The sequence below is a fragment of the Advenella faeciporci genome (assembly GCF_014652395.1).
Lineage (GTDB): Bacteria > Pseudomonadota > Gammaproteobacteria > Burkholderiales > Burkholderiaceae_B > Advenella > Advenella faeciporci.
On record NZ_BMYS01000012.1, the window covers coordinates 77,885 to 91,775 of the forward strand.

Annotated in this window: 11 protein-coding genes and 1 tRNA gene; 2 read left to right on the top strand and 10 right to left on the bottom strand. The window is 49.5% G+C overall.

Translation table 11 applies throughout. The features are described 5' to 3' along the window. Position 1: 1 nt before the first annotated feature. The 8 genes from IE074_RS09435 to IE074_RS09470 form a co-directional block, all read right to left on the bottom strand. Positions 2-78 (bottom strand) — tRNA-Gln (locus tag IE074_RS09435). A 189-nt stretch (positions 79-267) separates the two neighbouring features. Further along, positions 268-2,151 carry a LysR family transcriptional regulator gene (locus tag IE074_RS09440; protein ID WP_189385219.1) on the bottom strand — a complete coding sequence of 628 codons (1,884 nt, stop codon included), beginning with the start codon at positions 2,149-2,151 and terminating at the stop codon, positions 268-270. Positions 2,152-2,166: 15 nt separating this feature from the next. Continuing rightward, positions 2,167-3,501 carry an MFS transporter gene (locus IE074_RS09445; RefSeq protein WP_189385220.1) on the bottom strand — a complete coding sequence of 445 codons (1,335 nt, stop codon included), beginning with the start codon at positions 3,499-3,501 and terminating at the stop codon, positions 2,167-2,169. Between the two features lie 93 nt (positions 3,502-3,594). Next, a complete protein-coding gene (gene ertE / locus IE074_RS09450; RefSeq protein ID WP_189385221.1) occupies positions 3,595-4,866 on the bottom strand; it encodes an N-carbamyl-l-glutamate amidohydrolase ErtE in 1,272 nt (423 codons plus the stop codon). Beyond that, positions 4,863-6,245, bottom strand: a complete 1,383-nt coding sequence (gene ertD / locus IE074_RS09455) for a hydantoin-5-propionate amidohydrolase (protein ID WP_189385222.1) — start codon at positions 6,243-6,245, stop codon at positions 4,863-4,865. The genes ertE and ertD overlap by 4 nt, the downstream gene beginning before the upstream one ends. A gap of 235 nt (positions 6,246-6,480) precedes the next feature. Next, on the bottom strand, positions 6,481-7,410 hold the full coding sequence (ispE, locus tag IE074_RS09460; RefSeq protein ID WP_189385223.1) for a 4-(cytidine 5'-diphospho)-2-C-methyl-D-erythritol kinase: 930 nt from the start codon (positions 7,408-7,410) through the stop codon (positions 6,481-6,483). 9 nt (positions 7,411-7,419) lie between these two features. After that, positions 7,420-8,001 (bottom strand): lipoprotein insertase outer membrane protein LolB, encoded by a 582-nt coding sequence (gene lolB / locus IE074_RS09465; protein ID WP_189385224.1) that lies wholly within the window; start codon positions 7,999-8,001, stop codon positions 7,420-7,422. Further along, positions 7,998-9,824 (bottom strand): tetratricopeptide repeat protein, encoded by a 1,827-nt coding sequence (locus tag IE074_RS09470; protein ID WP_189385225.1) that lies wholly within the window; start codon positions 9,822-9,824, stop codon positions 7,998-8,000. The genes lolB and IE074_RS09470 overlap by 4 nt, the downstream gene beginning before the upstream one ends. Positions 9,825-9,966: 142 nt before the next feature. Between IE074_RS09470 and mutM the strand changes: the two genes are divergently transcribed. After that, positions 9,967-10,794: a bifunctional DNA-formamidopyrimidine glycosylase/DNA-(apurinic or apyrimidinic site) lyase gene (gene mutM, locus IE074_RS09475; RefSeq protein WP_189385226.1), complete on the top strand. Its 828-nt coding sequence runs from the start codon at positions 9,967-9,969 to the stop codon at positions 10,792-10,794. On the opposite strand, the gene IE074_RS09480 is transcribed toward mutM, so the two are convergent. Then, complete coding sequence (locus tag IE074_RS09480; RefSeq protein WP_189385227.1) at positions 10,775-12,196, bottom strand: FAD-binding oxidoreductase; 1,422 nt, start codon at positions 12,194-12,196, stop codon at positions 10,775-10,777. The two genes, mutM and IE074_RS09480, sit on opposite strands and share 20 nt — an antisense overlap. Positions 12,197-12,361: 165 nt before the next feature. On the opposite strand from IE074_RS09480, the gene IE074_RS09485 reads away from it, so the two are divergent. Continuing rightward, complete coding sequence (locus IE074_RS09485; RefSeq protein WP_189385228.1) at positions 12,362-13,750, top strand: phosphomannomutase/phosphoglucomutase; 1,389 nt, start codon at positions 12,362-12,364, stop codon at positions 13,748-13,750. A 65-nt stretch (positions 13,751-13,815) separates the two neighbouring features. Here IE074_RS09485 and IE074_RS09490 read toward each other — a convergent pair. Further along, on the bottom strand, positions 13,816-13,891 hold a 76-nt coding region (locus IE074_RS09490; RefSeq protein WP_189384488.1), incomplete at its 5' end, for an IS3 family transposase.

Below are 13,891 nucleotides of genomic sequence, written 5' to 3' on the forward strand. Positions count from 1 at the left end.
TTGGCTGGGGCGGAAGGATTCGAACCTTCGCATGCTGGAATCAAAATCCAGTGCCTTAACCAGCTTGGCGACGCCCCAAAATTTCATGTACTGTTAACCAAGAAAGCTTGTGAAAGATTGCTTGTTAACTGAAAGATGAAATTATATCTGTTTTTCTTAACTTGTGAACCCCTTTCCCTACTTTTTTAATGAATTTGTTGTTTTTGTATCAAATACACGACAAAAACTTTTTCCTGCCCGTTTGACATTGTTTTTTTCATTGGGAATTTAATTTAAATCCGAATATGCCTCGATTCGAAAGCGCAAAAAATCAATCAGGTTTTTTTCCACATCATTTAACGGACGGTTCTTCAGGTACGACAAGCGTAAAATACGTTTAAGTGAGGGATGCAATGGCAAAAACACCGCCTGCCCTGCCTGAATCAGGCTATCCGCAGCCGATTGCGGCAGGATTGTGGCGTATTTGCCCTCTACAATCCAGCGTTGATTAATATTCAGGCTGTCCGACTCAACCTCGGCCTGCAATACAATTCCCTGCTCAAAGCAATGCTGATCTATCAACGTTCGCAGACCAGACCCGCGCCTTGGCAACACCAGGGGATAATGCTTGATATCAGGCCAGCCCAACTTCTTTTTTTTACCTGCATCAATGGCCTGCAATAAAGCGGGGGAGATAACAACACCCATCTCCTCGGGAACCGATACCGAATCCTGGATAAGCCAGGGCACTTTTGTTTCTATAAAAGCCAAATGAATATGCTGGCTGCGCAACAAGGCAGTCAGCACATTTTGCTTGTCTTCGATAATTTCCAGTCGGACATCAGGATAGTATTGTTGCCACTTCGCGACCTGATTCACAATCAGCTCACTGAGCTTGCTATGCACGTCCACACTTGGCAGGACACCCAGTGTCAAATGCCTGTACTGTTGTAATTGCTGGCTGGAAACATAAGTCTCCAGGTGATCAAGCGTCTCTTGCATGCCTTTGGCCATATCCGCCAAAAACAGCCCGCTTGAGGTTACATCCATTGAACGACTGCCTTTTTTACGATTTATTGCAACAGTCTCCAGCGTCTGTTCAAAGTTACGGATTTGCGTACTGACCGCGGGTTGAGCCAGAAACAACTCATGGGCCGCCTGTCTCATTGAGCCGGTTGCCAGCACCCGGTCAAAGTAATGCCATTGCCTTAGGCTTGTGCCGGGTTGAAAATCATGCCTATCCCCTTCAACCCGATTAAGGCTCTGGCTGAAAACCTGCTCAAAATAACGTAAAACAGGATGCTCATCATAATGAACAATCTGCATAACCGCCCTTTCCTCACACGACAAAGGGGTTATTTTCCAATGGCTGTCAAACATTGGATCCAGAAAAATCTCATTGAGCAAGACGACTTTATGATTACCCGGTGGTGCAGACAACAGTTGAATATAATCCTTTTCATCGTATTCAAATGAAAAGTCATTCTCGGCACAAATATTAGTGGCCTGCTGCAGTATGGACCAAGGCATTCTGGGTAATATCAATTTATGCTGACGAATTTCCTGCACACCAGAGGCCTGGCCCAACGGCACACCTTGTGCATGCAAGATGACCCATCGCCCCGTTTGCTGAAAACCGTTACGGAGAAGATGACCCGACTGCCCGCTAATAACAATATCGGATTGGGATATTTTATACCACTCAGGCTCCCACCCCTCTGTCGTCAATCCACCTTCAAAATAGCTATTGGTAAACTCGGGCCAGAATAAGGTTTTGGGAAATTCTTCAGCACACTGGTAAAGAGATTGAAAAAACGCCCCACTTAAATGACCACAATAGAAATGAACAGGAAATCTTATTTTTATCCATGACAACTCATGGTGAGGCGTATTGGCATTGCGTCTGGCAAAAGACTCAAGCAGGCCCAGTTGTTGAAACCCGTTACTTAACACCAGGGCCGTTTCGGTTGGCAGGAATTTTTTATTCGCCCGCCTGAATAACTTAAGCTTGAATTGATTCTCAAGAAAGCGGACGGTTTCACTTAAACCGGATCGGGCAATCTGAAGCTGTTCTGCCGATTTGGCCAACTGTTGGGTTTGGCACAAATGGCAAAACTGCGTCATAGCCCGAAAATCAACGCCCCGCAGGAAGCGAATGTTTTTTACGCCCATGAGCGTGATTATGAACTATTTAACCAGTTTGTACATCCAGACTGTTGCCAGATAACCAATGAAGGCGGCCACTGCCATGTAATAACTTGGCGCCATGATATCAATCGTGGTTGCCCAGGTCATTAATGCCGGGGTGAAGCCGGCAAAGAAAATAGCCGCAATATTATAAGAAACCGCCATTCCTGAAGAGCGCACCTGCGTTGGAAACAACCCTGCCAGGGCAGAAGGTGCCACGCCTGAAAACAGCGCCACAGAAAAACACAGAATAATATGCACCACAACCAGATTGCCAAACTCAGGGCTGCCATGAAGCCATGTCAACAATGGATATGAAACCACCGCAAGAACAAGACAACTGAGTTTAAGTACGGTTGGCGCACCAAAACGATCTGCCATTTTTCCTGAGAAAAGACATCCGATAATCATGAAGATATTGCCAATCAGGGAAGCGGTAAAGGCATCATTTCGCGAAAACCCCAGGCCGATATTGGCTGCTGCATAATAGGTTGGCATATAAATAACCAGCACATAAACACAGACGGTCCACAAAATAGAGAAAAGAATACCTACAATCATGTGCTGAGGATACAACTTGATAACATCAAAAAGCGGCTGTTTTTTCGTCAAATCCATACTCTTCTTTTCTGCCTCGAACTCGGCAGTTTCATCAAGGGTATATCGAATATAATAACCAACGGGAATAATCAACAAACCAACCAGGAATGGCAATCGCCACGCCCATCCGGTTATTTGATCATCAGTAAAAAAGGTCGTGATCATCATTCCGACAAACGCTGCCAGAATATTGGAAATGCCCATACTGGCCTGCAACCATGCCGCATAGCTGGCTTTTTTCTCTGGCGGGGCGCTTTCAACCAGAAAAGCGGTTGCTCCACCAATTTCACCACCGGCAGAAAAGCCCTGCAACAAACGTCCAATCAAGAGCAGGATGGGCGCGCCCACACCAATAACCCAAACGGGTGGCGCTACGGCAATAATAAACGTACCGGCCGCCATAATGCCAATAGTTAAGGTAAGGGCTGCTTTACGCCCCACGCGGTCACCATACGAACCCAAAAAAAGCGCACCAATGGGGCGGGCAATAAAACCAACTGCAAACAGCAGGAAAGTTTTTAACAAGGCTGAAACCTCATCACCTTCCACAAAGAAACTATGCCCAATATAACTGGCAAAGAAAGCAAATACACTGAAGTCATACCATTCCAGCGCATTACCGATTGAAGCCGCGGCTACCGCCCTCCCAGCCTTACTGTTTTTTTTAACCTCAACGGCGTTATCCGAAAAGTCAAGGGTGGTTTCCAAACCCTGATTTTTTACGTTTGCATTCATCTAAAGTTCTCCCTGAACCTAATGCACATCGCACAGATAAAGTGTCCTTTTTATACAAAAAGGACAATCTGTTTAATTGTTTATATTAATAAATCAATAACTTAATGAATCACTGATTTGTGCCAAATGGTTAACGTCAAACCGCTCTACTGCCTCAATAAGCACACTTACCCCTTGGGCCATTTCTTTTTCCGAGGTCCATTCCTCTGCACAATGGCTTTTACCCTCTTTACTGGGCACAAAAATCATCGCCGAAGGCGCCACATAAGACATAAATGCCGCATCGTGCCCTGCACCGCTTGGCATAACCCGATATGGCAATTCCAAAGACTTTGCCGCCTCTTCAATATGAGTCATTAACACGGCATCACACAGAACAGGGTGAGTATCGGTCAGCATTTCAAACTGCTCCAATTCAACCCGCATGTCACGGGCGGCCTGCCGGGCAATTTCATGCAAAAGCGTATACATGCGTTCCATGCAAGGGCGATGATCAGAGCGCATTTCAATAGTTATTTCTGCCAGGCCCGGCACTACGTTACTGGCATTTGGCCGCACATTGAATTGCCCGCAAGTTGCCACAACATAGTGCCCGCTGCCATCCTCAGCCATACGCTGCACTTGACGACGTATTTCACAGGTCGTTTGTGCGGCAGCGGCCAGTGCGTCCCGGCGGATATGCATGGGCGTCGTGCCCGCATGGGCAGACTGTCCCTTAAAGACCAGTTTTACCCTGACAATCCCAACAATCGCATTCACCACACCAATATCCAGGGACTCATGCTCAAGAACACTGCCCTGCTCGATATGAATTTCAAAACAGGCGGCGATATCTTTGCGAACCGACAAATGATCAGGATCACCACCAATACGCCTGATGGCCTGTGCCAGTGTTTCTCCGGTTTTTGGATGAGGCGTATTCAACAGCCCGTCATCCAGAAACCCTGAAACACCACGGCTTCCCGTACAGGAGTTCCCCCACTCACTCGGCTCTTCAGCCAGAAAATCAATAATTTCAACAGGGTGACGCAATTGGATATCGCGTTCATTCCAGGACGCCACGCACTCAAGACCTGCAACAACACCCGCGACGCCATCAAAACGGCCGCCTCCGGGCACGGTATCGCTGTGCGAACCAATGGCAATGGTTCCCAGGGTTGGGTCCGTTCCTTCCCGGCGGCCAATCAAATTGCCGGCCGCGTCAATATGGACACGCAAGCCCAGCGCCTGCATTTTTTCTGTCAGCCACTGCCGGCCCTCAAGAAAACGCTCACTGAATGAGCGGCGGGTATAAGGCTGGCCAGGGTCTGTAATGGTACCGAGCTCCATCAGCATATCCCAATAACGACTTTCATTTGCCTTCATTTCTGCCCCCCCTGACCCAGCAAACACGGGCGCACGAACTTACCCGAACCTGGTTCAGCCAACACATTTTCCCCATCAAAAACCCAGTTGCCACGCACCATGGTCTTGACTACCTTGAAATCAATTTGGCGGCCGTCATAAGGACTCCAGTCAGAAAAATTATGTCCACTGGCGTTGGCGTGATAAACATAAGGTTCCGGTTTCAGAATGGCCAGATCGGCATCCTTGCCCAATTCCAGCGCGCCTTTTGTATCATCTATACTGAACAGACGAGCCACGTTGTAAGCAAGTACCTGAGCGATTTTGCTTAAGGAAATACCGCGACGGCTTGCCTCGGAAACCATCAGGGGCAATAACAGCTCAAGGCCGGTTGCACCCGATGCATTTTCAAACATATTGGCGCTGTTTTTGCGGTCCAGTGACCAACTGACATGATCGGTAGAGACAACGGTTAAATTGCCGGCGACAAGGTGATGCCACAATGCTTCACGTTCTTTACGGCCACGAATGGGCGGATTGACCTTGGCCCGGCCAACCAGGTTCTTGACATCATCCTCTTCGGTAAGCACCATATAATGCAGGCAGGCTTCAATCGTGGACTGAAAACCCTGTTTTTGGTATGAGGCGCAAATTTCATAGCCACGGCCATTGGAACAATGCACCACATGGGCACGGCAACCGGTAGCGGCACCCAACTCATACACTTGTAACACAGCCAGATTTTCAGAATAAACCGGACGGCTGGCTGTATGTGCCAAATAGCTGCTCTGGCCAGACGCCTTGGTTTTTTCAATTAAATGCTTGACGACCTCATCGTCTTCATTGTGAACACCCGCAACCAAGCCGAACTGCTGGATTTCCTGAAAGCAATCATGCATGGTAAAAGCGGGAATCCGGGGAAAACGCTCGGGATCAGTACCAAACGTAGAGAATTTAAAACCAATTGCGCCGGCCTGTACAATTTCACGAATCTTGTCAGTACCTTCATCGGGATGAACTGTGCCATACAAGGCAAAGTCTACGCGGGCCTGATCCTGGGCTTCCTGCTTTTTCAGATTGAAGCGCTCTGCATTGCAGATAAGGCGCCCCGCATCATACGGCATATCAACAATGGTGCCAACGCCCCCCGCGGCTGCGGCCCTGGTTGACCAGATGAAATCTTCCTGTCCTTTCTGGCTGCGGCTATGCACCTGTGAATCAATCGCGGCTGGAAACACCAGACATCCCGTATGATCTTCGATAGCCTTGGCTGAAGGCATGCCTTGCACACAGGCGCCCACTTTAGCCACTTTCCCGTTTTTAATGGCAACATAACCATTTTCAATTTCGCTATGGGCCAATACGATATGGCCTTTTACAATCAGATCAAAATCCGACATATAACACTCCTGTCAATTTTGCGGTAGATTGCCAGAGAAGTTTTTATTTGTCGTATTCTAATTTTCGACCCAACATATAAATAAAACTGAAAACAATATGAATACCTGTAATTTAGCCCTTTGAAAATAATGTAAAAAAATTCTTATCTTATTGATTAAATTAAAATTTATTATAATTATGACTAGGGTTTACCCTTATTAAAATTTAATTCCAATAACTTTTCGTGACTTTGTCTTAATTTCTTACCCAGTCATGCAAAGGATGCCGGTCCAGGCCCCGGGCAGCGATGATCCGTTCAACAGGCACAAGTGCTCTTTGGTTAAATGCGGGTAACGCGGCCTCAAGCTCATGCTTGGTCCGAAGGGCATCTTCATAAGACTTGAAAGGCGCAAAAAAACAGGCCCCCGACCCGGTCATGCGTGCTTTTACCTGCCTGACACCCAGCCAGTCTACCAACTGCTGCAATCCGGGATGCTGGCGGCAAGCTACTGCCTCCAGATCATTGTGACCAAAAAATGCAGGCTGGCTTATTAGTGAGGCTTCAGGTATTGGCAAAGACAGGCTTTGCTGTACATCCTGAACCGTTACCAATGGCGTGTTTCGACATAGGGCAGGATCGGTGAAAATGGCCGGGGTTGGAATACCCAGCCGTGGCTGAAAAACCAGATAAGCCTGCCCGGGTACCCTGCAGGCGGTAAATGCCTCGCCAATGCCTTCGGCAAACGTATTTTGACCAAACACAAACACCGGAACATCTGCCCCTAACGGTAAAGCCAGCTGCTGTAATTCCCCACGATTTAATCCGGTTTGCCATAAGCGGTTAAGGGCAACAAGGGTACTTGCCGCATCACTGGAACCGCCCCCAAGACCACCGCCGGCCGGAATGTTTTTTTGCACATGAATCGTGGCACCCTTGGCGGTGCCTGTTGCCTTTTGCAAAGCACGTGCGGCACGCACAATCAGGTCACTGTCATGATCAATGCCAGGCAAACTGGTTTTCCGGCATATAACGCCATCATTACGCAACTCAAACTGCAACTGGTCTGCCAGGTCTATAAACACAAAAACCGTCTGCAGCAAATGGTAACCGTCTTCACGGCGACCGGTAACATGCAAAAAAAGATTCAGCTTGGCTGGCGCCGGCACATCATACAGATATTTCATTATTCTTGATTATTCATTAATCACCAGTCTGACCGTAATGGTCTGAAAGGTTTCATTGCGCACCATGCCCAGCTTCCTGGGACCTTTATGGTCATAATCAGACAGGGTGACTTTCCAGCCAGCCTGGGTAAATGACCCCAGACGCCCCTGCGCATCGCGTTGTTCCAGCTCTACCTTTGCGGGTGCCACAATGCCTTTGAGCCAATAACGCAAACCTGAAACCGGAATCTCGCTCCCCAACACCTCGGCCACCAGGGCATCAGGGTTTTCAGCGGTTACCTGGGAGCCATCGGCGTGAACCAGGGTGGCACTGTCTGGCGTTACCGATACCCTGGCAAGCGTGGATCCCAACGGATTTCTTAAATCAAGCTCAAGTCTTTGCCGGGTATCAAGCCATAAAAACCCGCCTTGAACGGCATCTTTATTACGATCAATGGTTTTATCCCAGACATTCAGGGCAAACCGCCCTGCCCGGCTGTAAGTGGCTTCATCCTGAGTGGTTGGCTGTTTCAGGGCCGGCGCACAGGCAGCCAGCAAACCTATTAAGCTTAACGCCCCCACATACCGGAAAAACTGCTTGAACGGCTTCATTTTTTATCTCGCAAAGAAATACCCAAACGCTTGATTGTAGCCTCCAGCGTTTTGTTTTGCTTTTCCAGCTCCCGGCCTTTCATGAAAATATCGCGCGCCCTGTCTTTTTCACCCTTGACCCAAAGCACCTCTCCAAGATGGGCGGCAATATCCGCCTGTTCGGACAGCTCAAAGGCATTTTCAAGATATTCAAGCGCCAGTTCAAGATTGCCCAGACGAAACTGCAACCACCCCATACTATCCAGAATGAACGGGTTATCAGGCGCCAGCGCAACCGCCCTGTCCAGCAACAACTGGGCCTCATCAAGGTGCATGTTGCGGTCGGCAAAGACATAACCCAGGGCATTATAAGCATCAGGCGAAGACGGCCTCAGGGAAATCACTTCGCGCAACAAGGTTTCCATTTCTTCAAAACTTCCCTGCTGCTCGTACATCATGGCAAGCTCATACTTGATAAGTGCGTTCCTGGGTATCTCTTTGTCAGCCTGCCTCAAATAACGAATGGCCTGATCCGCCTTGCCGGCATTGCGATAAATCAGGGCCTGTGTCAGACGAATGCGCACGGCATCCTCTTCCTCTTCGGGCTGAAGCGATTTCAACAACGCGGTTGCCTTGGCCTCGTTACCATTTTTTCCATGCAATACGGCAATTTGCATTTTGATTTGTATCTGCGCACCGGGATCATCAATTTTTTCCAGCTGACTGATTGCGGCCCGATAGTTTTGTTCTTCTTCATAAATCTGAGCCAGCATGATCCTGGCATCAGCAGCCTGCCCCTGGGCATCGGTTTCGGCATCAGGCAGGGCCTCACGGCGCTGAATCTGGACATCCAGAAACTGCTTAAGCAGTTTCTTGGCCTGTGCCAGTTTTTTGGCCTGGTAATAAACCTGCGCTTCCATATATAGCAAGTCAAAGTCTTCAGGAAACGTTTTTTCCATTTCCTTCAACTCATGGATCGCGGCATCAAACGCCTTGTCATTAACCATCTCGCTAATGTAAAGCAGGCGTAACCGCCGTGCGTTTGCATTGGTCTGAATGAAGTTCCCGACAATTTCCATGGCTTCTTTCTTATGGCCTTCCCGGCCGTATTGCAGAACACGCTCGGCAGAAGCATCGGATGCCGCGTCAAGCTCAAGGGCCTTCAGGGATGATTGCCAGGCTTTATCCAGCTCTTTGACCTGATAGGCCAAATCAGCCATTAACATGAAAGTGGTCGACTGGTCATCCACCAAGCCTTCAACTGCCTTTTCATACACCTCAAGTGCCATTTTTTTATCATTCATTCTGGCAACAATTGAAGCGGTTTGATAAATGGCCTGTTCTTTATTCTTGGCCTGCTGCAGTCTCAGCCTTAATGCATTCACCAGCCCTTCGGTTTCACCGTTAGAAGCGGCCAGCGCCAATGCGGTTGCCGAAGCCTCTTCATTGTCAGGGTCAAGTTTGTACCACAGCCTTGCGGCATCTGCCGCTTTCTGGCTTGAAGAGCTGGCCAAATACAATTGCATTGCCTTCTTGGCCATTGGCACATCATTTTTTTCTTTGGCAAAATCAAAAGCAGCCTGGGCAGCCAGCTCGAACTTCTCATCCTGAATGGCAAACTCGACCACCAGCAAACTGAAAATATCATCCGCGTCGGTGTGCTCTACCAACTGGACCGGTTTAAGCTTGTAGGCGGGAATGAAATCAAGGGCAGCATGCAAACGGGGCATAACTGGCGTCATTTCGCCCTGGGCACAGGCAAGGGTACCCCACAGGGTAGAAACCGAGACCGCAGAGACAAGAAGAATTTTTCTGAAAACAGTCACAGATGGAAAAATGGCCATACCGGAAAAAGTTCATACAGGAATACTGATATTATCATTCTTAAGTACAATTTCAGGTAAAACCACTTGTTGGTAAATGTTTAAACACTTGCCAGCACCGTAAAAAACAACACTTTTCACCTAAGCAACATACCTAAGCAACATGCCAGAATTACCTGAAGTAGAAACGACCCGGCGCGGTCTGGACAGCGTCATTACCGGCCATCAACTTAACGAAATCCGCATTCATCATCACCAGTTCCGCTGGCCCATACCGGAAAACCTGAATCAAATCCTGCAAGGCCATGTTTTACAGGCTTGTGAACGGCGCGGCAAATATTTGCTATTAGCCTTTGAACATGGGGTTTTAATCATTCATCTGGGCATGTCGGGCTCCATTCGTCGTGTTGCGCCCGGCGAATTTTTACTTAAACACGATCATGTCGAGTTTGTTTTTGACAATGCCGAATTCCGCCTGAACGATCCTCGGCGTTTTGGCGCGGTTTTATGGCATCCGGCCGAAAACGGCGATATCCTGAACCACCAACTGTTGGCCAGGCTGGGCATTGAGCCCTTTGACCCGCAATTTACGGCCACTTACCTGCACAAGGCCTTGCAGGACAAGAAAAGCGCCATCAAAACCGTCTTGCTAAGCGGTGAAATTGTAGTGGGGGTTGGCAATATTTATGCCTCGGAAAGTTTATTCAGGGCACGCATAAACCCTCAAACCGCTGCACAAACACTTTCCCACGCACGCTGCAAACGCCTGCACCAGGCCATTTTGGAAACCCTGACCGCAGCCCTTGAGTCGGGCGGCAGCACCCTGAAAGATTACACCGGCACCAACGGCGAAGTGGGTGCCTATTTTGCCATTCATGCCGCCGTTTATGACAAAGAAGGCGTTCCTTGCAAAAAATGTGGCACCCTGATCAGGAAAATCATCCAGGGCCAGCGTGCCACCTATTTCTGCCCTAAATGTCAACGCTATTGATAACCTTGCCCGGATTCATGATGCCGTTAGGATCAAGCACCCGCTTGATCTTGCGCATCAGGGACAATTCCACGGCCGACTTGTAATTGGGCAACAGGTCTTTTTTCAGTTGGCCAACACCATGCTCGGCACTGATGGAACCGTTAAAGGCATGCACACTGTTGTGTACCACTTCATAGATTTCTTTTTGGCGGGAAAGAAAACCTTCCTCTTGGCCAATGGGCGCACCCACGTTATAGTGCAGGTTGCCATCACCCAAGTGACCAAAAATGATATGGCGCACACCAGGAAAAGACGCCTGTAACAGCTCATTGGTTTTAGCCACAAATTCGGCAATTCTGGATACCGGAATAGACACATCATGCTTGATGCCCTTGCCAATTTCAGCCTCCGCCAAAGGAATGCTTTCACGCAAATGCCATAGGTCTTTACTTTGCTGGATAGACTCGGCAATAACCGCATCCTGCACTTCACCCGCTTCTATCGCCTCACCCACCACCAACTCGAACCGCTCGCGGGCGTGCCCGGCACTTTCACTGTCGGAAATTTCAAGCAGGGCATACCAGGCGGATTCAAGGCTGGGGCCTTCGAATGGCATTTTTTGCTGGGGAAACAGCTTGGTCACCGAACGCAGGCAGTAATTGGACATCAATTCGAATCCGGTTAATGAGGCACCAAACCCGCTACGGGCACGCGACAGCATTTTAACCGCCGCATCAATATCATCCAGCGCAAGCAGTGCGGTACATTTGGCGACCGGCTGCGGGTATAGCTTAAGCGTGGCTGCGGTAATAATACCCAGGGTTCCTTCGCTGCCGATATACAAATTCCGTAAGTCATAACCGGTATTGTCCTTGCGCAATCCACGCAGGCCCTCCCAGACCTCACCATCTGCCGTCACCACCTGCAGGCCAAGCGCAAGATCTCGGGCATTGCCATAACGCAAGACCTGGGTCCCACCGGCGTTGGTCGCCAAATTGCCACCAATCGTGCAACTGCCTTCGGCCGCCAGGCTTAACGGAAACAAACGCCCTGCCTTGGCCGCCGCCTCTTGTACCGATTGCAGAATGCAACCGGCCTGGACAGTGATGGTGTCGTTATCGGTGTCAATCTCAAGCACTTTGTTAAGACGGGTTAACAAAACGACAATGGCATCCCCTTTGTTATTGGGCGTGGCCCCTCCGCACAAACCCGTATTTCCACCTTGCGGCACAACCGGAATATCGTACTGCAGGCAGGTTTTTACAACCTTTGCGATTTCTTCGGCCGAACCGGGGCGAACCACCGCCTGCGCCTTGCCGGTATAGCGACCGCGCCAGTCTGTTAAATAAGCCTGTGCATGCTCTCCGACAAGAACATGCTCAACCCCAACGATTTCCTGTAAAACTGCCAAAACGTTCATATCACGACCTGTAAAAGTTCTATCCGTCATAAAACCACATCCAGGCGGACGGCGGTTTTATAATGTGTGTAATTAATTTATTCTATCATTCTACCCAAATTGCATTCTATCGTTAAGTTTCGCGTACGATTCGAAACGATTAGTCTTCCCTATAAGGATTTTTACGTGGCGCCATTATTAGCAGCAAGTGTATTCAAGGCCTATGACATCCGGGGCACCGTCCCCGAACAGCTTAATCCCGGATTTGCATACCTGCTTGGCCGGGCTCTGGCTGCCCGGGCCAAAAAACAGGACATTGCCACCATTGTCACCGGCTATGACGGACGCACCAGCAGCCCGGAATTGTCCGAGTCCCTGCAACAGGGCATTAATGATGAAGGCGTCAACACCATCAACCTGGGCCAGGTTCCCACTCCCCTGGTTTATTTTGTTGCTTACTCCAGAAATATTGGCACTGCGGTGGCCATTACCGGCAGCCACAATCCGCCCCAATACAACGGTTTCAAGATGATGATTGGGGGCAAGGCCCTGTATGGCAGCGACGTCCTGCAATTGCGCGACGAAATGCTGGCCATTGAATCCCTGCCGCTGGCCAACAATCCAGGCACCCGGGAGAATCTGGACATCATCCCCGAATACATCAATCGGGTTTGCAGTGATGTCAAACTGGCTCGCCCCTTGAAAATCGCGATTGATTGCGGCAATGGTGTAGGAGGCAATGTAGCCCCCGCCCTGTTCAGGAAACTGGGCTGCGAAGTGGATGAACTGTTCTGCGAAGTGGATGGCCGCTTTCCCAATCACCACCCCGACCCGGCTGATCCCCATAACCTTGAAGACCTGATCAGACACGTTCAGAACACCGATTGCGAGCTTGGACTGGCTTTTGACGGTGATGCCGACCGCCTGGGCGTGATTACCAAAACCGGCACGATCATCTGGCCCGACCGCCAGCTCATTCTATTTGCCCGCGATGTGCTGGAACGTTGCCCCGGTGAAACCATTATTTATGATGTCAAATGCAGCCGCCACGTGGCCGAAGGGATTGCACTGGCTGGTGGCAAACCCCTGATGTGGCAAACCGGACACTCCCTGATCAAGGCCAAACTGGCTGAAACAGGCGCCCCACTGGCCGGAGAAATGAGTGGACATATTTTCTTCAAGGAACGCTGGTACGGCTTTGATGACGGTTTGTACACCGGTACCCGCCTGCTGGAAATCCTGTCACGGCATGACAATCCCAGTGATATCCTGAATGCCATTCCCCAGGATATTTCCACCCCCGAACTGAAACTTGAAATGCAGGAAGGCCAGCCACATGCCCTGATTAAAACCTTGCAAGAACAGGGCCGTTTTACTACCGCACGGGAGATCAATACCATTGACGGCGTGCGCGCCGAGTACGAAGACGGGTTTGGGCTGGCACGGGCCTCCAATACCACACCGGTGGTGGTCCTGCGCTTTGAGGCCGAAAATCCCGTTGCCCTGGCCCGCATCCAGGATGAGTTCAGGCAAGTTTTTGCCGCCCATGCCCCTGACGCCAAACTGCCATTTTAATTAAATATCAACTCTGCATTCCCACGCAGGAGTGAAGTGACCCCCAAATGTTGGACGGTTAAAAACTAGGCAGCTAAAACCTGAGTCCGGTATTGTACTGGACTCAGGCCATTTAATTTGAGCTTGATACGCTTGTGATTA